A 22,130-nucleotide genomic window follows, 5' to 3' on the forward strand; every position below is an offset into this window, starting at 1 on the left:
TCCGCAGTCAAACAACCGGCGAATTCGGCGTGAATCAGGCAGGGTCGGCCGAATTCTCCGCAGATGCGTCGCCCAGGGTGCCCGCGAGGACGTCGCGATGGGTGGGCCGGGCCTCGCGGTAGCGGGTGCGGCCGGCGTCGGTGAGGGCGACGAAGATGCCCCGGCGGTCGGCCTCGCACAGGGTGCGCTCGACCAGGCCGGCCTTCTCCAGGCGGCCGATCAGCCGGGACAGGGCGCTCTGGCTGAGGTGGACGGTGAGCGCGAGGTCCTGGGCGCGCAGGCCCTGGCCCGCGGGCAGTCCGGCCTCCGAGAGCCGCTCGAGTACTTCGAACTCGCTCATGCCGAGGTGGTGCCGCTCGCCGAGTTCGCGGTCGAGGGCGCACGAGGTGGCCGCGTGGCGGGCCAGCAGGCTGCGCCACTCGGCGACGAGGTCCGCGTCGGCGGGCGCGGCGGGGTCGAGTCCGGTCACACCGCCACGCTAGCACATGCAGACGGAATTTTTGCAGGCGCATTAAATCCGCTTGCATTGGTTGCACGTGCATGTAGTGTACCGATCCATGACCACAGACGCCTCCTCCCACGACACGCACTGGAGTCCACGCCTCTGGGGCACCCTGGTGGTGCTCTGCGCCGCGATGTTCCTCGACGCCCTCGACGTCTCGATGGTGGGCGTGGCGCTCCCCTCCATCGGCACCGACCTGCACCTGTCCACCTCGACGCTGCAGTGGGTGGTCAGCGGCTACGTGCTCGGCTACGGCGGCCTGCTGCTGCTCGGCGGACGCGCCGCCGACCTGCTCGGCCGCCGGCAGGTCTTCCTGATCGCCCTCGGCGTCTTCGCCGCCGCCTCCCTGCTCGGCGGCCTGGTCGACGACGGCGCCCTGCTGATCGGCGCCCGCTTCATCAAGGGCGTCTCCGCCGCCTTCACCGCCCCGGCCGGCCTGTCCATCATCACCACCACCTTCGCCGAGGGGCCGGCCCGCAACCGGGCGCTGTCCATCTACACCACCTGCGGCGCCAGCGGCTTCTCGCTCGGCCTGGTGCTCAGCGGACTGCTCACCTCGGCCGGCTGGCGCTGGACCTTCCTGATGCCCGTTCCGGTCGCCCTGCTCGCCCTCGCCCTCGCCGTCCGGCTGCTCCCCCGCCAGGCCCGGCCCGAGCGCGGCTCCGCCGGGTACGACGTGGCCGGCGCCGTCACCGGCACCGGCGCGCTGCTCCTGCTGGTCTTCACCGTCACCGAGGCCCAGGGCGCCGGCTGGACGAGCCTGCGCACCCTCGGCTCGCTGGCCGTGGTGGCCGTGCTGGCCGCCGCCTTCCTGGTGATCGAGTCGCGCACCGCCCACCCGCTGGTGCGGCTCGGCATCTTCCGCAACGGCGGGGTCAGCCGGGCCAACCTCACCGCGATGACCATCTTCGGCTCGTACGCCGGCTTCCAGTTCGTGGTCACCCTCTACCTGCAGCGGCTGCTGGGCTGGTCGGCGCTGGAGATGGCGTTCGCCCTGCTGCCGGCCGGCGCGCTGGTCGCCCTGTCGGCGACCAGGATGGGCGCGATCATCGACCGCTTCGGCACCACCCGGCTGCTGCCGATCGGGGTGCTCGCCCTGGCCGCCGGGTACGCGCTGTTCCTGCGGCTGGACGAGCACAGCGGCTACCTCGGCCTGGTGCTGCCCAGCATGGTGCTGCTCGGCGTGGGCTTCGCGCTGGCCTTCCCGTCGGTCAACATCGCCGCCACCAACGGCGTCGCGGACGAGGAGCAGGGCCTGGCCTCCGGCCTGGTGAACACCGCGTTCCAGGTGGGCAGTGCGATCGTGCTGGCCGTCACCACCGCGGTGATCACCGGCGGCAGCGGCGGCGGGCAGAGCCCGCAGGCCCAACTGGACGGCTACCGCCCGGCCCTGCTGCTGGTCACCGGGGTGGCGCTGGTCGGCCTGGTGGTCACCCTGGTCGGCGCCGCGCTCTCGCGCCGCCGCCCGGCCGAGCCGGTCGCGGTGCCGGACTACCGCTATCCGTCGGCGCCGGCCGACACCGCGGTCGAGGTGCTCTCCGAGCGCTGACCCGCCGGGCGGTCGACCCCTCGCCGCCCGGCCGAAGCCGCAGAAGCGCCGGCTCCACCAAACCCCCGTGTTGGTGGAGCCGGTGCCGTCCGTACGCGCCGTCCGCGGCCGAGCCGGATCCGGGTACGGCGGTACCACCGGCGGCCCGGCCAGTATATTGGCCAGGAGCCAACGAACGTACGGAGCAGACACGATGACACCTCGCGGGGAATCGGTCAATGAGGAGATGCGCCGACGTTCCCGCCGCCGACTGATGCGCGCCACCGTGGAGTTGGTCGACCAGCACGGATACGGCGGCACCACGCTCGGGGACATAGCCGAGCGGGCCGGACTGGCCCGCGGACTGGTCTCCTACTACTTCGACGGCAAACGGCTGCTGATGCAGTCGGCCACCCACCGACTGATGCACCTGGAACTCTCCGCGGCCCTGGAATCCCTGCCGCCGGACGCCTCGCCCCAGGCCCGGCTGGCCCGCGCCATCGACGCGGTGCTGCACCTCGCGCTGGACCACCCGCGGGTGATGCGCTCACACCTGGCGCTGATCCTCGACCCGGACGCCGGGGCCTTCGTCCAGGACCCGGAACAGCAGCAACTGGGCGCGATCCTGCGGGAGTTGCTGCGCGACTGGGGCGCGGTCGACCCGGTCGCCGAGCACGCGGTGCTGCGCAGTGCGCTGATGGGCGGCTGCATCGGGGTCCTGCTGCCGGGCGCGGCCACCCCGCTGGCGCCGATCCGCGCCGACCTCTTCGCCCGCTACGGGCTGGCCTGGGAGCTGGGCGTGCCACCGCAGCCGCAGCCGCCCGAGGCGCCGCACCGCCGGCGCCGGAGCGTCCACTGACCGGCGGCCACTGACCGACGGCCGCGACAACCGTCCGGCCGGCGAAGGGCTCAGCGCTCCTTGAGGATCGCGGCCAGCAGGTCGGTGGTCTGCTGCGGGGTGAGGCTGTCCACGCACAGCCGCTCCATCACCTGCACGTACTCGTCGACGTCGTCGCGCTTGTCCAGGTAGAGCGCGCTGGTGAGCTGCTCCAGGTAGACGACGTCGGCCAGGTCCTGCTCGGGGAAGCGCAGGATGGAGAAGGCACCGCTCTCACCGGCGTGCGCGCCGAACCGGAACGGCATCACCTGGATCACCACGTTGGGCTGCTCGGCCAGGTCGAGCAGGTGCTGCACCTGGGCCCGCATCACCTCCGGGCCGCCGACCGGCCGGCGCAGCGCCGCCTCGTCGATGACCGCCCACAGTCGCGGGCCCTGACCACCGGTCAGCATGCTCTGCCGGCGCATCCGCAGGCTGACCCGGCGGTCCAGCTCCTCCTCGGCGAGCACCGGCCGGCTCTGTCCGAAGATCGCCCGCGCGTACGCCTCGCACTGGAGCAGGCCCGGCACGAACTGCACCTCGTAGGTGCGGATCAGGGCGGCCGCCTCCTCCAGTCCTATGTAGGTCTGGAACCAGCCCGGCAGCACGTCGTTGAAACTGTGCCACCAGCCGGACTTGTTGGCCTCCCGCACCAGGCCGAGCAGCGCCTCGCGCTCCCCGCCGTCGTGCACGCCGTACAGGCTGAGCAGATCGGCGACGTCCCGCTCCTTGAAGGAGACCCGACCGAGTTCCATCCGGCTGATCTTGGACTCGGAGGCGCGGATCGCGTACCCGGCGTCCTCACGGGTGATCCCGCAGCCCTCGCGCAGGCGGCGGAGCTGGGAGCCGAGGAGGATCCGCCGCACCATCGAGCCGCTGCCGGGCTGAACTGTGGTCATGCCGCCGGAACCTCCACCTAGGACAACAGCTGCACAGTCTGCCATCAGTTGAGCGCGCTCGGTGCCGGTAGTGGCGCAACGATCTACCGCTTCTGCATCAGATCCCCCCTGATGCACGTGCATCCGGTGCATGCATATGCCAATTGTGCGACTGCACGTGAATCGACTCTTGCATCTGCAGTGAGCGCAGAGGACCATGGTGCACGTGCACCTGCACGCCCCAGGCAATCCCGCGGACTCCGCGTCGACCCCACGCGCGACACCGCACACCGCCCCGGCGACGCCTCCGCGTCGCTGGGTTGTTGTGTGCACGCACGAGGCGTCGAACGGGCGGTCGCGCGGCCGAGCGAGTCGGAGGTGACCGGCATGACCCCGGTGGGTCCCGCCGTGTCCGCCCCCTTATGGGAGGAGCTCTTCATGAGCACCGGTACGGCCCTGGCGACCGACCCCCATGTGGTCAGCTGCACCCTCGCTCCCCGCTTCGAAGCCGTGAGAACCGCGCGCGAGTTCGCCCGTGAGACCCTCCAGGGCTGGGGCCTCGGCGACCTCTTCGACGACATATCGCTGGTCGCCTCCGAACTCGTCACCAATGCGCTCCGACACGCGATCGGCGCCGCCGAGCCGGCCCGCCTGCCCGTCCAGCCCGGCCCGCGACAGGCGTCCGACACCGTGCTGCCGATCCGGATCAGCCTGGTGCACCGCTCCCCCCAGGTGGTCTGCGCGGTCAGCGACCCCAGCAGCAGCGGACCCGTCGCCCGCGAGGCCGACTTCGTCGCCGAGTCCGGCCGCGGCCTGCACCTGGTGGACTCCTTCAGCCGCTCCTGGGGCTGGCATCCGCTGGCCGGCGCGGGCAAGGTCGTCTGGGCCCTGTTCGAAGCCGCACCCGAGACCGTCCACCACGCCGCTCTCGCCCAGGCCGCCGGCCGCCACCGCCGGATCGCCTGACCCCTCGACGGATCGGACGGCCGGACGCAGCCACCGCAACCGGCCGGACCCGCACCGCGTCCGCTCAGGATGACGGGAAAGACGAACGGCCGCCGCGGGACGACCTCCCACGACGGCCGGGCAAGCGACGGATCGTCACCACGATTCACCCCGAGGCCACTCCCAGGTGGTCGAACTCCCCGTCCTTCACCCCGAGCAGCATCGCCGCTACCTCCTCGCGGGTGTAGACCAGGGCGGGCCCGTCCGGGAAGCGCGAGTTGCGCACCGCGACCGCACCCCCGGGCAGCGCCGCGAACTCCACGCAGTTGCCCTTCGAGTTGCTGTGCCGGCTCTTCTGCCAGACCACACCGTCGAGGTCCGCAGCCGCCATGCCGTTGTACGCCTCACGCATCGTTCTCTCCCCAGGAGCCGGGCGCATGTCCTTACTTGACGTGATGATAACTCGGCTGCACGTGCATCAGCATGGGAAATCGCCCGTGCATCGGTACGTGCGGACACCCTCACCAGGCTTTCACCGCCCGAAAGTTGACGCCACGTAAGCGGACAAAATCGGACGAAATGCCTGCATGGCCATGACCGTGCGTACCCGACCGCCCGCACGTTGTCGATCTTCCATGACCCTCCGCAGCTTCACAGCCAGTCACCCCCGGACAGTGTGAGCCGCATCACTCCCGGGGCGCCGAATTGTCCAGTCCTGGCATCCGGCTGCAGCTACGGCGCCCGGATGTCCTACGATCTCCGCCATGAGCACCGCAGCCATCCCGGGCGCGCCACTGCCCGTCCGTACGCCAGGCTCCCGTGCGCGGGGGCGCCACCGCCGTCCCGAGCGCCCCGAGATCCCGGCCGGCTCGCCCGCCCTCGTGCTGGCCGTCCCGGCCACCGCCGGGCCCGAGTCCCGCCCGGTCGTGGACGAACTGCTCTCCATCGTCCGCGGCGAGCAGCCGGGCATCGAGATGGCGGCCGGCTACCTCGACGGCGAGGACGCCCTCACCGTCCCCGGCCTGCTCGCGCAGGCCGCCGAGCTCGGCATGCCGGCCCCGGTCGTCGTCCCGCTGCTGACCGGCCCGCACGGCTACCTGGACGACCTCCACCGGATCGCCGGCGAGGCCGGCGCCTCCGTCACCGACCCGCTCGGCCCGCACCCGCTGCTGGCCGAGGCCGTGCACGTGCGGCTCTCCGAGGCCGGCCTGGCCCGCGCCGACCGCGCCCGGCTCTTCGCCATCACCACCGCCGCCGACGGCGTGGTGCTGACAACCGTGGGCGGCGAGGACGCCGCCGCGGCCGCCGGCATCACCGGTGTGCTGCTCGCCGCACGGCTCGCCGTGCCAGTCGTCGCCGCCGCCCTGGACGTCCCCGGCTCCGTCGCCGCGGCCGTCGACCACCTCAAGGCCACCGGCTCCGAGCGCCCCGCGCTCGCGCCGCTCGTCGTCGGCCCCGAGGCCGACTCCGAGCTGCTCGCCACCGCCGCCGAGGAGACCGGCTGCCCCAGCGCCGCCCCGCTCGGCGCCTACCCGACCATCGGCCAGCTGATCGCCTCCACCTACCTCGCCGCGCTGCCGGCCCACGTCTTCCAGGCCGAGGCCGAGGCGGAGGCGGCCGCCGCCGAGCAGGCGGAGGAGCAGGCACCCGCGGCGGAGTGACACCACCCGCACCGACACGGCGACGGGCCGCTCCCACCGAGCGGCCCGTCGCCGTGTCGCGTCCCGCCGCCCGCGTACGGCAGTCGGTGGCTCGACCATCCGTCACCACCGCGCACAGCGCCTCCCAGCGCCCCGGGAGCCGCCGATGAACGCCGCCTGGGACCTCGCCGCCGAGGGCGTGCTGCGGCTGCCGTCCGGGCGGCTGGTACGGGGGCGCGGGCTCGGTCGGCCGCTGCCGCCGGGGCCGGTGCCGGAGTTCGGGCTGTACCTCTTGGGTCGCCGGCCGCCGGCGGCGCCGTGGGACGCCCGGTGGCTGCGCTGGCCGGACTTCCGGCTGCCCGCCGAGCCGGCCGAGGCCGCCGAGGCGCTGGCCGAGCTGTGGCGGCGGGCCGCGTCGCAGCGGGTCGAGGTGGCCTGCGCGGGCGGCCGCGGCCGCACCGGCACGGCGCTCGCCTGCCTGGCCGTGCTGGACGGCGTACCGGGGCACGAGGCGGTCGCGTACGTCCGCCGGCACTACCACCCGCGCGCCGTCGAGACCCCGTGGCAGCGCCGGTACGCCGCCCGGTTCAGCCCACCCGGGTCGTCCGGGTCGCCGCGTCGTTGAACGCGAGCCGGGGCAGGGCGAGCGGCCGCGGGGCCGTCGCGACGTTCGCCGGGGCGGTGCTCGCGTTCCACTGCGGGGCCGGTGCGGCGCCGTTGCCCGGCTTGGTCAGCTGGACGGCGGGCCGGCCCTGCGGGCGGACCACGATGCGGGCGGGCGGCGGCGACTCGGGGTCGAGCCAGACCTCGTTCCCGCTGAACTCGCAGTCCAGGACGGCGATGTCGTCCGGCTTCCCGTCGGTGGTGGCACGGAACGCCACCCCGGCCTTGCGGTAGCCGGTCAGCCGGCTGCGGCTGACCGTCACGGTCTCCCCGGCGAGCTGGTGCTTGAGGGTGACGACGGCGTAGTCGGACTGTCCGGCCGCGTCGATCAGCAGGCCGTCGAAGACGGTGCCCCGGTCCCGGCCGAGGGCGTGCACCGCCACTCCCCCGGCGGCGTTGCCGTGCAGCACGCTCGCGGTGTAGTCGAAGTCGTTCAGGTAGGCGCCGTGCTCGATGCCCCAGCCGCCGTTGTGGTAGGCGGCGAACTGGGTGACGGTGTGGTGGTGTTGGGCGTTGAGCCAGACGAAGATGCCGTCCTGGAGGTTGTTGTGGGCCAGGCAGCGTTCGAAGGTCCAGACACCCTCGCTGGCCTCCGGCCACTCGTAGCCGGAGGCGCCGGTCGCGCCCTGGACGCCGACGGCGACGCAGTCCCGGGCGATCGATCCGGTGCCCGCCCCGAGGCTGAAGCCCGTCAGGCGGTAGGCGCGCGGGTTGGGTTCGAAGACGGTGCGGGAGGCGACGCAGGAGTCGTAGACGATGTCGTCGGAGGGTACCTGCGGGGTACGGGTGTCCACCGGCCCGTCCCACCAGTAGGCGTCCTCCCAGGTCTCGTGGCTGATGCAGGAGCGGAAGGTGATGCCGTGACTGGCGTGCGGGACGAAGGCGTGGTTGCCGGCGTCGCGGACCACCACCCCCTCCACCACGGTGGAGCGCGAGGCGTCCGCCAGCATGTGGAAGTGCAGACCGTACCGGCCGAGCACGGGCTGGGTGACGGGCTGTCCGTTCCACGTCTCGCTGCCGGCCGAGCGCGGTCCGAGCCAGCGCAGCGCGGCGTGCCGCAGGTCCGGCGGCCGGGTGCTGGTGATGTGCACGTGGGCGCGGCCCCGGTCGGTGCCCTCGACCCGCACGGTGCGGCTCAGGTTGAGCACCTCGGCGCCGAGGGTCGGCCCGGCGCCGAGGGCGACCCGGGGGTGGGCGTGCTGCAGCGCGGCGTCCAGGGTGACGGTGGCTCCGTCGATCGCCCGGACGGTGGCGAGGTCGTACGCGGCGGAGAAGCCGTCGGTGTCGGGGGTGCCGGTCGGGGTGACCGCCAGCTCGTCGCCGATCTGCCATCCTTCGGGGGCAGATGTCAGCTTGATGGTGGTTTCGCCCGGTTCGAGGTCGGCGGCGGCGCGGACCCAGGCGGTCTTGGCGGCGCCGTCCAGTCGGAGGTACCCGGTGCCGGTCACCCACAGGCCGGTGTCGGAGTCGACGACGGACATGCCGCCACCCCGGAAGCGCCGCTCGTCCACCGCCGGGAACCGCAGGGTGTGCACGGCGGCGCCGTCGGCGGGGGCGAGCGCGAGGACCCCTCGGACCTCCACGTTGCCGGCGGCGGCCAGGGTGAGGGTGCGGTCGCGGGCGAAGACCAGCGAGCCGGTCGGCTCGATCAGCAGCGAGCCGACCGCGGCGTCGGTGTCGAGCAGGACCCGGTCGGTGATCCGGACCGCGCTCGCCGGACCGGGCACCGCGCCGCCCCAGCCGGCCGAGTCGGACCAGTGCCGGCCGCTCTCGTCGACCACCGGCCGCTGCGACGGAGCAGGCGGGGGCGGCGCGGTGCGGCCGGGGGCGGCTTCCGTCGCGGGGGCGGCCGGGGCGGGTGCGCCGGCCCCGGCCAGGGCGCGGCGGAGCCCCTCCTCGCCGACCACGGCCACCACCGCGCCGGCGGCGAGCCAGCCGAGCAGCCGACGGCGGCCGACGGCCGGACGGCGGCGCCCCGACGGCTCGGGGGGTGAGGGGTCGTTTCGCGACGAACCGGACAGTTCGGGCGAGTTGGGCGATTCAAATGGTTCGTGCACCATGAATGGCTTCTCGTCAGGCTCCATGATCGGCAGCCCCTCCCCCGGCCTCCGCAATCGGCGCCGATTCCTGAAGCATAGGCAGGCCCCTTTCGGCTCAAGGGCTTTGTCCGAAAGCCATCACTTTCGATCATCCGAGCCCGATCACATCATCACGTGACCCGCATCACACGTATTTGCAGTTTGAACTTCAACCTGCTTAACCTCCTGCCCACGTTCGTGGTCACACGGACCCAGCCCACCCGGAACGCCGAGTCCTGCCGCCGGGTGCGCAGGCACACGCACCAGCACCACGGCAGGGGCGGGGGACCCAGGTAAGTCGCCCGGGAGAATGGCCGATCGGCCTTTCCCGGGCTAGGGGTGAAGCCGTGCACGCGCACGGCCGGGCAACTCCAGCCCGAATCCGACAGCTCACCTCGCAGGCGTGGGAGAGGAACGCATCTTCATGCTGCCCATCAACGCCAAGCGCGCCCGTCGCGTCGTCGCCGCCACCGGTGTGGTCGGCCTCGGCCTCTCGATCCCCTGCCTGCTCTCGGGCACCGCCAACGCCGCCCCCGTCTCCACCTGGGACAAGGTCGCCCAGTGCGAGTCCAGCGGCGACTGGAGCATCAACACCGGCAACGGCTTCTACGGTGGCCTCCAGTTCACCTCCAGCACCTGGGCCGCCTACGGCGGTCACTCCTACGCCCCGCAGGCCAACCAGGCCACCAAGGCGCAGCAGATCTCGGTCGCCGAGAAGGTGCTCGCCGACCAGGGCCCCGGCGCCTGGCCGGTCTGCTCGGTCAAGGCCGGCCTGACCAAGGGCGGCGCCCCCGCCCAGGTCGACACCGGTGCCGCCGCGGCGAAGCCGGCCGCCGCCGCCCCCCAGCAGAGCGCCCCCCGTCACGCCGCCCCGCAGCAGGCCGCTCCCCAGCAGAGCGCCCCGCAGCAGGCCGCCCCGGCCGCCGCCGAGACCTACACGGTCCAGGCCGGCGACTGGCTGTCCACCATCGCCCAGAGCCACCACGTGGACGGCGGCTGGCAGAAGCTGTACGAGCTGAACAAGTCCGTCCTCACCGAGGGCCCGGACATGATCTACCCGGGCCAGAAGCTGGCCCTGGGCAACGTGGCCACCGCGGCGCCGCAGAGCGCCCCGGCGACCACCCCGTCGTCCTGGAACACCGGGCGCCGCTCCGCCCCGGCCGCGCCGAAGCCCGCCGCCGCCAAGGCCTCCACCACGGCCGCCAAGGCGGTCACCGGGTCCAAGGCCGCCGCGGTCAACTTCGCGCTGTCCAAGGTGGGTCAGGCCTACATCTACGGCGGCACCGGCAACGGCGGCTGGGACTGCTCCGGCCTCACCCAGGCCGCGTTCCGCCAGGTCGGCATCTCCCTGCCGCGGGTCGCCGCGGACCAGGCCGACTACTCCACCCGCGTCTCGCTCGACAACCTGCAGCCGGGCGACCTGCTGTTCTGGTCGAGCAACGGCGCCAACTCCGGCGTGCACCACGTCGCCATGTACATCGGTGACGGCAAGTACGTCGAGGCCGCCAACCCGCGCGCCGGTGTGCGGGTCATGGCCGTCGCGGACTGGGCCCCGGACTTCGCCGGTCGCGTCTGACCGCCCCGAGCGCACGCCGCCCCCGGAGAGCCTGGTCGGCTCCGGGGGCGGCGTCGTATTCTGCGGGCATCCGAGCCGTCCGGAGGAGCCCGCATGAGCAAGGTGACCATCAGCCTCGACGCCGACCTCGCCATCGAGACGATGCTGCTGTCGGGCACGAAGAGCCCGCAGGAGGCGGTCGAACTCCTGGTCCACGACTACCTGGCCACCCGCCGCCGCACCGAGGCCCGCACCGGGGACGCGAGCGACGCCGAGCGCCTGCGCCGCCCCGACGCCATCGCCGAGGAGGGCTGACCCCGGACGCACCGAAGGCCCCCGGGGAGCAGATCCCCGGGGGCCTTCGGTGTGCGTGCGGTCAGCGCGGGTTTGCGCCGGTGGAGCCGCGCATGACGAGCTCCGGCTGGAACATGAACTCGGAGCGCTGGCCCGCGTTGCCGCCGACCTCCTCCAGGAGGGCGTCGACCGCCGCGGTGGCCATCGCCTCGACCGGCTGGCGGATGGTGGTCAGCGGCGGCTCGGTGAACGCTATCAGCGGCGAGTCGTCGAACCCGACCACCGAGACGTCCTGCGGGACGGACAGGCCGCGCTGGCGCACCGCCCGGATCGCGCCGAGCGCCATCATGTCGCTGCCGCAGACGATCGCGGTGCAGCCCTTGTCGAGCAGGGCGCCCGCCGCCGCGTGCCCGCCCTCCACGCTGAACAGCGTGTGGTGGACCAGGTCGGCGGCCTCCTCCGGGGTACGGCCGAGGAGTTGCTGGACGGCCGCGGTGAAGCCCTCGATCTTGCGCAGCACCGGGACGTAGCGCTTCTGGCCGACCGCGAGACCGATCCGCTCGTGGCCGAGCTCGGTGAGGTGCTGGACCGCCATCCACATCGCGGCCCGGTCGTCGGGCGAGATGAAGGGGGCGGCGATCCGCTCGCTGAAGCCGTTGATCAGGACGAACGGCACCTGCCGGCCGGTGAGTTTGGCGTACCGGTCGTGGTCGGCGGTGGTGTCCGCGTGCAGGCCGGAGACGAACACGATGCCGGCGACACCGCGTTCGACCAGCATCTCGACCAGTTCGTCCTCGGTGGACCCGCCGGGCGTCTGGGTGCACAGCACGGGCGTGAAGCCGTGCCGGCTGAGCACCTGCTCGATCACCTGGGCGAGCGCCGGGAAGATGGGGTTGCTCAGCTCCGGGGTGATCAGACCGATCAGGCCGGCGCTGCGCTGGCGCAGCCTGGTCGGCCGCTCGTAGCCGAGCACGTCGAGGGCGGCGAGGACGGTCTGCCGCGTGGTCGCGGAGACGCCTGCCTTGCCGTTGAGCACGCGGCTGACGGTGGCTTCACTGACCCCCGCCTGCGCCGCGATGTCGGAGAGTCGCGCCGTAGTCACGATCCCAGAGCCTATTGCAACCATGTCAGACCGCCCACCAGATGGTGCTGTCCGCCGGAATCACGGTCTCCCCCTCCACCGCGACAGCCTCGGTGGAGGACAGCAGGATACGGCCGGGGGCCGGTATCCGGACAGGCTCCCCCGTGGTGTTCACGGTGCAGACGAACGATCCGGCCGCGCTCTCCCGGCGGAAAGCCAGCACGCCCTCGGGCGCCTCCAGCCAGGCCACCGCCTCGCCCGCGCCCAGCGCGGGGTGCTCGCGGCGGACCGCGAGGGCCGAGCGGTAGAGCTCCAGCGTGGAGGTCGGGTCGCCGGTCTGGACCTCGACGCTCAGCTGCGCCCACTCCGCGGGCTGCGGCAGCCAGCTCGGGCCGCCGGGGTTCGGGCCGAAGCCGTACGGGGCCTCGGTGCCGGACCACGGGATCGGGACCCGGCAGCCGTCGCGGTAGCCGTCCTGGCCGGCCTGGCGGAAGAAGGACGGGTCCTGGCGGACCTCGTCGGGCAGGTCGGTGACGTCGGGCAGGCCGAGCTCCTCGCCCTGGTAGACGTAGGCCGAGCCGGGCAGGGCGAGCATCAGCAGGGTGGCGGCGCGGGCGCGGCGCAGGCCGAGCTCGCGGTCGCCGGGGGTGCGCAGCTGGGTGCCGAGGCCCGGCGGGTTGGCGAAGCGGGTGGCGTGCCGGGTGACGTCGTGGTTGGAGAGCACCCAGGTGGTGGGGGCCTCGACCGGGCGCATCGAGTCGAGCGACAGGTCGATCACCTCGCGCAGCTCGGCGGCGTCCCAGGAGGTGCCGAGGTACTGGAAGTTGAAGGCCTGGTGCAGCTCGTCGGGGCGGACGTAGTTGGCGGTCCGCTGGACGGTCGGGGTCCAGGCCTCGGCGACGCCGATCCGCTCGCCGGGGTACTCGTCGAGGATCTTGCGCCAGCTGCGGTAGATGGCGTGCACGCCGTCCTGGTCGAAGAACGGCATGACGTCGTTGCCGAGCAGCTTGAGCTGGTCGTGGCCGCCGATGTCGGGCAGGCCGGGGGCCTTGACCATGCCGTGGGCGACGTCGATGCGGAAGCCGTCCACGCCCATGTCGAGCCAGAACCGCAGGATCGAGCGGAACTCGTCGGCGACGGCCTGGTTCTCCCAGTTGAAGTCGGGCTGCTCGGGGGCGAAGAGGTGGAGGTACCAGTCGCCCGGGGTGCCGTCGGGGTTCTCGGTCCGGGTCCAGGCCGGGCCGCCGAAGATGGACTCCCAGTCGTTGGGCGGCAGTTCGCCGCTCTCGCCCTTGCCGGCGCGGAAGTGGTAGCGGTCGCGCAGCGGAGAGCCGGGGCCCTCGCGCAGCGCGCGCTGGAACCACTCGTGCTGGTCGGAGGAGTGGTTGGGGACCAGGTCGACGATGATCCGCAGGCCCAGGTCGTGGGCGTCGCGGATCAGGCCGTCGGCGTCCAGCAGGGTGCCGAACATCGGGTCGACGGCGCGGTAGTCGGCGACGTCGTAGCCGGCGTCGGCCTGCGGGGAGGCGTAGAAGGGGGAGAGCCAGACGGCGTCCACGCCCAGGTCGCGCAGGTACGGCAGGCGGCTGCGGATGCCCGGCAGGTCGCCCATGCCGTCGCCGTTGCCGTCCGCGAAGCTGCGCGGGTACACCTGGTAGATGACCGCGTCCCGCCACCAGTCTCTGGACGCAGCGGGGGTCGCGGCGGGCCGGCTGGTCTCGGTCAGGTTCTGGGTCATGGGCGGTATCCCTCGGGGACGTAGGAAGCGGTGGCGCGAGGCAGTGGCGCGAGGTCGGGCGGGGCTACTTGATGGAGCCGGCGGTCTGGCCGGCCACCAGGTGGCGCTGCACCAGGACGAAGACGACGGCCGCGGGGATGGCGATCAGCACGGAGGCGGTCGACATCATCGACCAGTTCTGGGTGTACTGGTTGACGAAGGTCTGCAGGCCTCCGGCGAGCGTCATCTTGTCCAGGCCGGTCATGAACTGGGAGGCGTAGGCGACCTCGCCCCAGGCCGTGATGAAGGAGTAGAAGGCGGTCACCGCCAGGCCCGGCCGGGCCAGCGGGAGGATCAGGCGCCAGAAGGTGCCGAAGGGGTTGAGCCCGTCGATCCGGCCCGCCTCGTCGATCTCGCTGGAGATCGTGTCGAAGTAGCCCTTCATGGTCCAGGCGCAGAACGGCACCGAGATCGTCATGTAGGTGAGGATCAGGCCGAGCGGCTGGTTGAGCAGGTGGAACTTGCCGAGCAGCTGGTAGATCGGGACGATCAGGATCGCCACCGGGAACATCTGGGTGACCAGCAGGGTCCACATCAGCGGGCGCATGCCGGGGAAGCGGAAGCGGCTGACCGCGTACCCGGTGGTGGCGGCCAGGAAGACGCCGAGCACGGTGGTGAACCCGGCGATCAGCACGGTGTTGCCGAACCAGGTGAGGAACTTGGTCTTCGACAGCAGTTCGCCGTAGGCGGCGAACGACGGGTGGTCGAAGAACGCGGAGCTGGTCTCGCGGCCGGCCGGCTTGAGCGAGGTCAGGAAGACCCACAGGACCGGGAAGACCGCGATCAGGGCCGCGCCGCCGAGGCCCGCGTGCAGGGCGAGGGAGGCGCCGAGCGAGCGCTTCTCAGATCGTGCCACGGGTCACCACACCTCGCCTTGCTTGCGCAGCGAGCGCCGGTAGACCACGGCGAACACCACGAGGATCAACAGGATGAGCACGCCCCAGGCGGAGGACTCGCCGAACTGGCGCAGGCCGGTGAAGGCCTTCTGGTAGGCGGCGGTGACGAGCAGCTGGGTCTCGTCGCCGGGTCCGCCGTTGGTCAGCAGGAAGATGACCGGGAACATGTTGAAGGTCCAGATCGTGCTGAGCAGGATCACGGTGGAGCTGATCGGGCGCAGTGCGGGCAGGGTGATGTTCCAGAACTGCTGCCAGGCGTTGGCGCCGTCCATCTCGGCGGCCTCGTAGAGCTCGCCGGGGATGGACTGCAGGCCGCCGAGGACGGCGACCATGACGAACGGGAAGGCGAGCCACACGTTCACCATGACGACCGAGATCTGGGCCATGGTGGGGTCGTTGAGCCAGTCGAAGGTCGGCAGGCCCAGCGCCTGGAGCGCGTGGTTCAGGAAGCCCCGGTCGTTGTTCATGATGAAGCGCCAGCTGAACGTGGAGACGAAGGCCGGTACGGCCCACGGCAGGATCAGCAGGGTGCGGTAGACCGAGCGGCCGCGGACCTTGCGGTTCAGCATGATGGCCAGGGTCAGGCCGATCACGAACGAGACGGCGACGCAGGAGACCGTCCAGGTGACCGTCCAGCCCAGCCGGGCCCAGAAGTTGGTGTGGGCGCCGAACAGGATGTCGGTGTAGTTGCTCAGCCCGACGTTCTTGTAGCTGGCCGGGATGTGCAGAAAGTCGCCGATCTGCTTCTCGGAGTTCTTGTCGTTGGCGTCCGTGGTGGAGAGGTAGAGACCCTGCACCAAGGGGTAGCCGACGAGAACCGCGATGACGATGACGACCGGCGCCACCAGGGTCCAGGCGTACCAGTGCTTGCCGAGTGCCAGGCGCAGTCGCCCGGGGGTGCCGGCCGTGCGGCGGGGACCGCGGGCGGGGGTGTCCCCGCCCGCGGCCGTTGCCGTCGGCTGGCTGGTGGTGGTGTCCACAGCCATGCCCGACTACTTCCTTACTTCCAGCCCAGGTTCTTGCGGTAGGCGTCGCCGGTGTTCTTGGCGGCCTGCTCCGGGGTCTCCTTGCCGGAGAGCATCGCGGTGTACTCGGTCACCAGCGGGGCGAACAGGGTGCCGCCCTCCGGGATCCACGGGCGCTGGTGGGCCTTGTCGACGGCGTCCTTGAAGAACTTGACGCTGTCGATGGAGGCGACGTCCGGCTGGGCGTAGACCGACTTGCGGGTCGGCAGGACGCCGAGCTCCTTGGTCAGCGTGGCCTGGACCTCGGCGGAGGCCATGTACTGGACGAACAGCTCCGAGGCGGGGACGTTCTTGCTGCCCGCGTACACCGCGTAGGAGTGGCCGCCCTGCGGGGCGCCCTGGCCGCCGCTGCCGGCCGGGACCACGGCGATGCCGAGGTTGGCCTTGTCGGCGAAGGCGTCGCCGCCCTTGTTGACGGTCGCCAGCGCCCACGGGCCGTTGATCATCATGGCGGTGTCGCCGGACTGGAAGGACGACATCATGTTCGCCCAGCCGTCGGTGACGGAGGTCTTGGCGGCGCCCGAGTCGACCAGGTCCTTCATGGTCTTGAAGGCCTTGACGCCGGCCGGGTTGTCGACGGTGACGGTCTTGGAGCCCGCGTCCACCAGGTCGCCGCCCTCGCCGTACAGGAAGGAGAGGGTCCAGTAGGCGTCGTCGCCGCGCAGGTACATGCCGGTCTTGCCGGTCTTCGCCTTGATCTGGGCCGCGTCGGCCTTCAGCTCGTCGATGGTGGCCGGCGCCTTGGCGATGCCGGCGTCGGCGAACATCTTCTTGTTGTAGAAGAGCGCCATGGTGTCGGTGACCTGCGGCACGGCGTAGGTCTTGCCCTCGTACTTGGTCGCGGCGACCGGGTTGGGCAGGAAGTCGTCCGCCTTGTCCAGCGCCAGGGTGCCGTCGAGCGGGGCGAGGTAGTGCAGCGAGGCCAGCTCGGGGGTCCAGGCGACCTCGGAGCGGATGACGTCGGGGGCGTCGGTGCCGGTCGAGAAGGCGTTCTTGATCTTGTTCTGGGCGCCGTCGAAGGGAACGTTGACGTAGTTCACCTTGACGTTCGGGTACTTCGCCTGGAAGTCCGCGATCACCTTCTGGTACGTCGGCGCCTCGGCCTTCGCGTCCGAGGTGTCCCACCAGGTCACGGTGCCGGAGACCTTGGCCGGGTCGACCGATGCGCCGGCCGCCGGGGCGCCGTTGTTGCTGGTGCTGCCGCTGCTGCCACAGGCCGCCATGGAGACGGCAAGGGCCGCAACGAGAGCGGAGGCCGCGATGCCACGCCGCATGTGAACTCCTAGGGAAAGGTGGGGGTGGGTGCCCAGGAAGGGGAGGGGTGGCGCATACTTGGCCACTCGGCCCGGCTGCGGTGCTCCCGCCTCCGGGTTCGGGAGGAACGTAACAGCGATGGAACCACCCGTGAAAGAGCTTGCAGCAAGTTTCTGCAAGAACCATGGGGATCGTTACGTCCACGTGTCCTGAGGGTTGCCGCAGCGCATCCTCCCGGCGCGCCGCTGCCCCACAGGAACGGCCCGCCGCACCCGCTCCCACCAGCGGGAACAGGGTACGACGGGCCGCATCGCGAGGGCCGGGTGATCAGCGCCCCCAGGTGACCACCGCCTCGGCCGTCAGGGCCACCGTGGAGGCGTCGTACAGCACGTGCAGGGGCAGGTCCACGCCCAGCCGGGCGCTGATCCGGGCCGCGATCTGCGCCACGGTGAGCGAATGTCCGCCCAGGTCGAACAGGTCGGCGTCCGGCTCCACCGTGTCCAGGCCCAGCACCTCGCACCAGATCGCCGCCACCTCGGCCAGCGGCCCGGACGCGACCGGCCCCGCCGGAGCGGCCGTGGGCGCGGCGGCGGGCACGTCAGCGGGCGTTGCGGGGCTTTCCGCACGGGCTTGCAGCGCCAGGCGGTCGACCTTGCCGTTCGGGGTCAGCGGCAGCTCGGTGAGGTGGACGAACACCGCCGGCACCATCACCTCCGGCAGCGTCCGGGCCAGGTGCTCCCGCAGCGCCTCGGGCAGCGGCGCCTCGGCGCCCGCCGGCACCAGGTGGGCGACCAGCCGCCGCAGCGGGCCCTCACCCGCCGCGGTGACCGCCGCCCGGGCCACCTGCGGATGCTCCAGCAGCCGGGCCTCGATCTCGCCGAGCTCGATCCGGTGCCCGCGCAGCTTGACCTGCCCGTCGAGGCGGCCGAGGAAGTCCAGGCCGCCGTCCGGGCGGCGGCGGACCAGGTCGCCGGTGCGGTAGCGGCGCGCCCCGGGCGGGCCGGCCGGGTCCGGGCGGAAGCGGTCCGCGGTCGGGCCCGGACGGTGCAGGTAGCCGCGGGCCACCCCGGCGCCGCCGATCCACAGCTCCCCCGGCAGGCCGTCCGGCAGCGGCAGGCCGTCCTCGTCCAGGACCCGGACGGTGGTGCCGGCGATCGGCCGGCCGATGCCCTGCTCTCCCGCGCCCAGGTCGGCGGCGGTCGACCAGACGGTGGTCTCGGTCGGCCCGTACACGTTCAGCAGCCGTCCGGTCCGGGCCGTGATCGCGGCGGCCAGTGCGGGCGGCAGGGCCTCGCCGCCGGCCAGCGCGGTCAGCCCCGGCTCGTCCAGGCCGCCCTCCAGCAGCAGCTGCCAGCCGGACGGCGTCGCCTGGACGTGCGTGACGGCGTGCTCCCGCACCAGCCGAACGGCGTCCCGGCCGTCCTTCACCGCGGCGGGCGGCGCGATCACCACCCGGCCGCCGCTCACCAGCGGCAGGAACAGCTCCAGCGCGGCGATGTCGAAGGTCAGTGCGGTCAGGGCCAGCCAGCGGTGGTGCGCTCCCGCGCCCAGCCGCTCGCGGAAGGCCAGCAGCAGCGCCGCCAGCGCCCGGTGCTCCACCTCCACGCCCTTGGGCCGGCCGGTCGAGCCGGAGGTGTAGAGGACGTACGCCCGGTCACCGGGGGCGGGCGCTGCAGGCTCCGCTCCGTCCCGGGCCCGCTCGGGCCGGTCGCCGTCCGGCTCGCCGTCCAGCTCCAGGACGGGCGGACCGCCGGCCGGGACGCGGGCGCGCAGCTCGCGGCGGGTGACCACCAGCGCCGGACGGGCGTCGGCCAGCAGCCCGGCCAGCCGCTCGGCCGGCTGGTGCGGGTCGATCGGCAGGTACGCCGCGCCCCGGTGCAGGATCGCCAGCTGGGCGGTCAGGGTGGCGGCGGAGCGCTCGGTGAGCAGCGCCACCAGGTCGCCGGGGCCGACCGGCAGCCGGGCGGCCAGCTCCCGGACGCCGGCCAGCAGCGCGCGGTAGCTCAGCTCGTGCCCGCCCTCCACCACCGCCACCGCGTCGGGGGTGCGGGCGGCCTGCTCCTCGACCAGCGCGGTGAGCGTGGTGGGCGCCGCACCGGCGGGACCGGCGTCCGCGTCCGCGGCGGTGTCCGCGGGGTCGAGCGGGTGGGCGGCGAGCGGGGTGTCGGGGTGCTCGGCGAGAGCGCGGGCGAGGGTCCGCCAGTGGGCGGCGATCCGCTCGGCGCCGGCCGGGTCGAGCACCTCGGGGTCGTACTGCAGCATCACCCGCCACGCCTCGGGCCCGTCCACCAGGTGGATCCGCAGCGCGCCGCGCGCGGTCAGGTTGGGCAGCGCCCAGTCGATCTCGGCGGTGACGCCGGGGAAGACCGGCGCGGCGCCGCGGCGGCGGTAGCCGAGGGTGACCGGCGCCAGCGCGGCGCCGGGCCGCACCCCGGCCGCGGCCCGGGCCAGCGGCACCTCGCGATGGCGGTAGAGGCCCGGCAGGTCGGAGCGCAGCCCGTGGGTGTCGACCAGCGCGCGGGCGTACGTGCGGAAGCTCGCGGCGAGGTCCGGGGCGGAGGCCACCGGCAGCTCGTTGACGTGGACGCCGATCCGCTCCCGGTCGCCGCGGCCGCGGGTGCCGAGGTCGACGCCGACCACCGGGGCCCGGTTGCCGTACCGGCGCAGCAGGACGAGCCAGCCGGCCAGGGTGAAGTGGAACGCGGTCAGGCCGAGCTCGGCGCAGGCGCGGTCGATCGCGTCGCGCAGCCCGGGGTCCAGGGTGAAGGCGACCGCGGCGCCGGCAGCGGCCGGTCTCGGGGTGCCGTGCAGACCCGGCAGCCGGACCTCCGCCGGCCCGGTGTCGAGGCCCTGCCAGTACGCGCGGGCGGCGGGCAGGGCGGCGGCGATCCGCTCCTCCGGGCCGGGGCCGGGGGCGGCGGGGAGCGGTGGCAACGTCTGCCCGGCGTAGGCGGCGGCCAGGTCGGCGAGGAAGACCGAGGTGGAGTGGCCGTCGAAGACCAGGTGGTGGGCGACCACCAGCAGCCGGGCGGTGTCGGGGGCGGTGCGCAGCAGGGTGCAGCGGATCAGCGGACCGCGCTCGAGGTCGAACGGCCGGCGGATCTCGGCCTCCTCCCACGCGGCGGTGTCCGCGGGGTCGCCGACGAGGTCGACCACGGCCGGGACGGGCGGCACGGCGGAGCGGACCGGGACGGGCAGGCCGTCGCGCTCGGGCAGGGCGGTGCCCAGCACCGGGTGCCGGGCGAGCACGGCCCGGCAGGCGGCCAGCAGGGCGGCCTCGTCCAGCGGGCCGCGGAAGGTGACCGCGAACGGCATGGAGTAGACGGTGCCGAGGCCGCCGAGGCGCTCGGTGAACCAGATGCCGCTCTGCGCGGGGGTGGCGCGCTCGGCGGCGGGGTCACTGCCGTACATCGGGTCTCGCTTCCGTGCGGGGGTGGGAGGGGTCGGGCTCGGGGGCGGAGGCGTCCGTCGGGCCGAGCGCGCCCAGGAACGGCCGGGCGAACGGGTCGTCGATCGGCGCGGGCTCCGGGGTGGGCTCCGGGGTAGGACGGGCATCGGCCGGCGCCTGGAGCAGGCGACGGATCTCCGGCTTGACGGGCTTTCCGGTCTCGGTGCGCGGCAGGCGGTCGACCGGGAGGATCCGGACCGGGAGTTCGGGGCGGGCCAGGCGTTCGGCGAGGAAGTCGCGCAGCTCGTCCAGGTCGAGCGGCCGGTCGGCGCGGATCACGGCGGCGGGGACGGCGCCCATCACGGCGTGCGGCAGGCCGACGGCGGCGGCCTCGGCGACGGCCGGGTGTTCCAGCAGCGCGGCCTCGATCCGCAGCGTGGAGACCTTCAGCGCACCGGACTTGATGACGTCGCTCTCCCGGTCCACCAGGCACAGGTGGCCGCTCGCGTCGATCCGGCCGAGGTCTCCCATCCGCACCCAGCCGTCGCGGAAGACGGCGGCGCTGGCGTCCGGGTCGCCGGCGTAGCGGCGGGGCGGGGCGTCGGAGCGCAACCAGACCTCGCCGGTCTCGCCGGGGGGCAGCGGGCGGCCGTCGGGGTCGGCGATCCGCAGGTCGCGCGGGTCGGCGGGGCGGCCGAGCGAGTCGGGGCGGGCCGGGTCGACGATCATGCTGACCTGGGCCGGCACGGCCTCGGTGGAGGTGTAGTAGTTGACCAGCACCGCCCGGGGGAAGGCGCCTGCGAGGCCGCGGGCGACGGCCGGGGGCAGCGCGGCGGCCGAGGAGCTGACCAGGTGGACGCCGCCCAGGTCGTACCGGTCGGCGGCGCCGGAGCGCAGCAGTTCGGCGGCGGTCGCGGGCACCAGGAAGACGGTGCCGACCCGGTGGCGCTCGATCAGGGCGCAGAACCCGTCGGCGTCGAAGCGGCCGGCGCAGAGCAGCGCCGGGTGCGCGGTGAGCGCCTCGATCAGCATCATCTGGGCGGCGTTGGTGCCGATCGGGAAGGCGTGCAGCATCGCCTCGGAGTGGGCGTAGCGGCGCGGCCGGGGGTCGGTGCGGTGGCCGTGGCAGAGGTTGCCGTGGGTGGCGGCGACCTCCTTGGGCGTGCCGGTGGAGCCGGAGGTGCAGACGATCTGGGCGAGGTCGCCGGCCCGGACGGGCGGGAGTTCGGCCGTGTCGTCGACGGCGGCGAGGGTGTCGGGATCGGCGGTCCACCAGGGACCGGCGGGCGGGACGTGGCCGGCCGGGTGGAGCACGGCGGCGGCGCCGATCCGGTGCAGGGTGGCGGCGGCCTGACGGTCCGGCAGGGCGGCGGAGAGCGGGACGGCGACGCCGCCGGCCGCGAGGACCGCGCAGAAGGCGACCGCGTAGCCGGTCCAGTCCTCGCCCCAGGGCAGGGCGACCCGGCCGCCGGGCGGGAGGCCGCGGGCGCGCAGGGCGCGCGCGAGGCGGAGCGAACGGGCGTGCCAGGCACCGAAGGTGAGGGTCGTTCCGGCCGCGTCGAGGACGGCCGGGCGCTCGGGTTCGCGGGCCGCCCTCGCCGCCAGGAGTTCGGGCACGGTCAGTGGCGGATCGGATCGCGGCATGGGGTCCTCCGTGCGCGGTGAGCTGGGGGCTCCCGGGAAGGTAACAGCGCCTCAACTGGAAACGGAAGGCGTTTCAGAAACTTTCGGCAAGCTCTTGCGGGGCTG

18 protein-coding genes and 1 riboswitch are annotated in these 22,130 nt (G+C 73.3%); of the genes, 7 read left to right on the plus strand and 11 right to left on the minus strand.

Annotated features, from left to right (window positions below; all coding sequences use genetic code 11):
* Window positions 1-34: 34 nt before the first annotated feature.
* Window positions 35-469, minus strand: coding sequence for a MarR family winged helix-turn-helix transcriptional regulator (locus FHR36_RS27235; RefSeq protein ID WP_253801258.1), 435 nt, complete (start codon window positions 467-469; stop codon window positions 35-37).
* 88 nt (window positions 470-557) lie between these two features.
* Between FHR36_RS27235 and FHR36_RS27240 the strand changes: the two genes are divergently transcribed.
* Together FHR36_RS27240 and FHR36_RS27245 are read left to right on the plus strand one after the other, a co-directional pair.
* A complete protein-coding gene (locus FHR36_RS27240) occupies window positions 558-2,051 on the plus strand; it encodes an MFS transporter (protein ID WP_253801260.1) in 1,494 nt (497 codons plus the stop codon).
* A 226-nt stretch (window positions 2,052-2,277) separates the two neighbouring features.
* Window positions 2,278-2,889 (plus strand): TetR/AcrR family transcriptional regulator, encoded by a 612-nt coding sequence (locus tag FHR36_RS27245; RefSeq protein WP_308199647.1) that lies wholly within the window; start codon window positions 2,278-2,280, stop codon window positions 2,887-2,889.
* 50 nt (window positions 2,890-2,939) lie between these two features.
* Here FHR36_RS27245 and FHR36_RS27250 read toward each other — a convergent pair whose 3' ends face one another.
* A complete protein-coding gene (locus tag FHR36_RS27250) occupies window positions 2,940-3,806 on the minus strand; it encodes a Sco1979 family transcriptional regulator (RefSeq protein WP_253801264.1) in 867 nt (288 codons plus the stop codon).
* A gap of 417 nt (window positions 3,807-4,223) precedes the next feature.
* On the opposite strand from FHR36_RS27250, the gene FHR36_RS27255 reads away from it, so the two are divergent.
* Complete coding sequence (locus FHR36_RS27255; protein ID WP_253801266.1) at window positions 4,224-4,751, plus strand: ATP-binding protein; 528 nt, start codon at window positions 4,224-4,226, stop codon at window positions 4,749-4,751.
* Between the two features lie 145 nt (window positions 4,752-4,896).
* Here the strand turns inward: FHR36_RS27255 and FHR36_RS27260 are convergent, their stop codons facing one another.
* Entirely contained in the window at window positions 4,897-5,142 is a 246-nt protein-coding gene (locus tag FHR36_RS27260; protein ID WP_253801268.1) for a DUF397 domain-containing protein, read from the minus strand.
* A 352-nt stretch (window positions 5,143-5,494) separates the two neighbouring features.
* On the opposite strand from FHR36_RS27260, the gene FHR36_RS27265 reads away from it, so the two are divergent.
* Complete coding sequence (locus FHR36_RS27265; protein WP_253801270.1) at window positions 5,495-6,391, plus strand: sirohydrochlorin chelatase; 897 nt, start codon at window positions 5,495-5,497, stop codon at window positions 6,389-6,391.
* A 145-nt stretch (window positions 6,392-6,536) separates the two neighbouring features.
* Entirely contained in the window at window positions 6,537-6,995 is a 459-nt protein-coding gene (locus tag FHR36_RS27270; protein ID WP_253801272.1) for a protein-tyrosine phosphatase family protein, read from the plus strand.
* Here FHR36_RS27270 and FHR36_RS27275 read toward each other — a convergent pair.
* Window positions 6,958-9,093, minus strand: a complete 2,136-nt coding sequence (locus FHR36_RS27275) for a G8 domain-containing protein (RefSeq protein ID WP_253801274.1) — start codon at window positions 9,091-9,093, stop codon at window positions 6,958-6,960. The genes FHR36_RS27270 and FHR36_RS27275 overlap by 38 nt on opposite strands.
* Window positions 9,094-9,362: 269 nt before the next feature.
* A riboswitch (cyclic di-AMP (ydaO/yuaA leader) is annotated at window positions 9,363-9,530 on the plus strand.
* Here FHR36_RS27275 and FHR36_RS27280 point away from each other — a divergent pair.
* Together FHR36_RS27280 and FHR36_RS27285 are read left to right on the plus strand one after the other, a co-directional pair.
* Window positions 9,515-10,687, plus strand: coding sequence for a transglycosylase family protein (locus tag FHR36_RS27280; protein WP_253801276.1), 1,173 nt, complete (start codon window positions 9,515-9,517; stop codon window positions 10,685-10,687). It overlaps the preceding riboswitch by 16 nt.
* Window positions 10,688-10,780: 93 nt before the next feature.
* The gene (locus FHR36_RS27285) at window positions 10,781-10,981 is read left to right on the plus strand and encodes a hypothetical protein (protein ID WP_253801278.1); all 201 of its coding nucleotides are present in this window, start codon (window positions 10,781-10,783) and stop codon (window positions 10,979-10,981) included.
* Window positions 10,982-11,042: 61 nt separating this feature from the next.
* Here FHR36_RS27285 and FHR36_RS27290 read toward each other — a convergent pair whose 3' ends face one another.
* From FHR36_RS27290 to FHR36_RS27320, 7 genes are all read right to left on the minus strand, one after another.
* Entirely contained in the window at window positions 11,043-12,086 is a 1,044-nt protein-coding gene (locus FHR36_RS27290; protein WP_253801280.1) for a LacI family DNA-binding transcriptional regulator, read from the minus strand.
* A 1-nt stretch (window position 12,087) separates the two neighbouring features.
* On the minus strand, window positions 12,088-13,779 hold the full coding sequence (locus tag FHR36_RS27295; protein ID WP_253801282.1) for a glycoside hydrolase family 13 protein: 1,692 nt from the start codon (window positions 13,777-13,779) through the stop codon (window positions 12,088-12,090).
* A 64-nt stretch (window positions 13,780-13,843) separates the two neighbouring features.
* Entirely contained in the window at window positions 13,844-14,674 is an 831-nt protein-coding gene (locus FHR36_RS27300; RefSeq protein WP_253801284.1) for a sugar ABC transporter permease, read from the minus strand.
* Window positions 14,675-14,677: 3 nt separating this feature from the next.
* Window positions 14,678-15,700, minus strand: a complete 1,023-nt coding sequence (locus FHR36_RS27305) for a carbohydrate ABC transporter permease (RefSeq protein WP_253801286.1) — start codon at window positions 15,698-15,700, stop codon at window positions 14,678-14,680.
* Window positions 15,701-15,714: 14 nt separating this feature from the next.
* On the minus strand, window positions 15,715-17,013 hold the full coding sequence (locus FHR36_RS27310) for an extracellular solute-binding protein (protein WP_253801288.1): 1,299 nt from the start codon (window positions 17,011-17,013) through the stop codon (window positions 15,715-15,717).
* Window positions 17,014-17,320: 307 nt separating this feature from the next.
* Complete coding sequence (locus FHR36_RS27315) at window positions 17,321-20,404, minus strand: non-ribosomal peptide synthetase (protein ID WP_253801290.1); 3,084 nt, start codon at window positions 20,402-20,404, stop codon at window positions 17,321-17,323.
* Complete coding sequence (locus FHR36_RS27320; protein ID WP_253801292.1) at window positions 20,391-22,025, minus strand: class I adenylate-forming enzyme family protein; 1,635 nt, start codon at window positions 22,023-22,025, stop codon at window positions 20,391-20,393. Before FHR36_RS27320 ends, FHR36_RS27315 begins: the two co-directional genes overlap by 14 nt.
* Window positions 22,026-22,130: the final 105 nt, after the last annotated feature.

The organism is Kitasatospora cinereorecta, from assembly GCF_024172095.1.
In the GTDB taxonomy this organism is placed as follows: domain Bacteria; phylum Actinomycetota; class Actinomycetes; order Streptomycetales; family Streptomycetaceae; genus Kitasatospora; species Kitasatospora cinereorecta.

Excerpts from the sequence above, each read along its gene's own strand:
- FHR36_RS27310 (WP_253801288.1), bottom strand. The coding sequence starts at position 17,013 with ATGCGGCGTGGCATCGCGGCCTCCGCTCTCGTTGCGGCCCTTGCCGTC.
- FHR36_RS27315 (WP_253801290.1), bottom strand. The coding sequence starts at position 20,404 with ATGTACGGCAGTGACCCCGCCGCCGAGCGCGCCACCCCCGCGCAGAGC.
- FHR36_RS27240 (WP_253801260.1), top strand. The coding sequence starts at position 558 with ATGACCACAGACGCCTCCTCCCACGACACGCACTGGAGTCCACGCCTC.
- FHR36_RS27305 (WP_253801286.1), bottom strand. The coding sequence starts at position 15,700 with ATGGCTGTGGACACCACCACCAGCCAGCCGACGGCAACGGCCGCGGGC.
- FHR36_RS27265 (WP_253801270.1), top strand. The coding sequence starts at position 5,495 with ATGAGCACCGCAGCCATCCCGGGCGCGCCACTGCCCGTCCGTACGCCA.
- FHR36_RS27255 (WP_253801266.1), top strand. The coding sequence starts at position 4,224 with ATGAGCACCGGTACGGCCCTGGCGACCGACCCCCATGTGGTCAGCTGC.
- FHR36_RS27285 (WP_253801278.1), top strand. The coding sequence starts at position 10,781 with ATGAGCAAGGTGACCATCAGCCTCGACGCCGACCTCGCCATCGAGACG.
- FHR36_RS27275 (WP_253801274.1), bottom strand. The coding sequence starts at position 9,093 with ATGGTGCACGAACCATTTGAATCGCCCAACTCGCCCGAACTGTCCGGT.
- FHR36_RS27320 (WP_253801292.1), bottom strand. The coding sequence starts at position 22,025 with ATGCCGCGATCCGATCCGCCACTGACCGTGCCCGAACTCCTGGCGGCG.
- FHR36_RS27290 (WP_253801280.1), bottom strand. The coding sequence starts at position 12,086 with ATGGTTGCAATAGGCTCTGGGATCGTGACTACGGCGCGACTCTCCGAC.
- FHR36_RS27250 (WP_253801264.1), bottom strand. The coding sequence starts at position 3,806 with ATGACCACAGTTCAGCCCGGCAGCGGCTCGATGGTGCGGCGGATCCTC.
- FHR36_RS27270 (WP_253801272.1), top strand. The coding sequence starts at position 6,537 with ATGAACGCCGCCTGGGACCTCGCCGCCGAGGGCGTGCTGCGGCTGCCG.
- FHR36_RS27295 (WP_253801282.1), bottom strand. The coding sequence starts at position 13,779 with ATGACCCAGAACCTGACCGAGACCAGCCGGCCCGCCGCGACCCCCGCT.
- FHR36_RS27260 (WP_253801268.1), bottom strand. The coding sequence starts at position 5,142 with ATGCGTGAGGCGTACAACGGCATGGCGGCTGCGGACCTCGACGGTGTG.
- FHR36_RS27245 (WP_308199647.1), top strand. The coding sequence starts at position 2,278 with ATGCGCCGACGTTCCCGCCGCCGACTGATGCGCGCCACCGTGGAGTTG.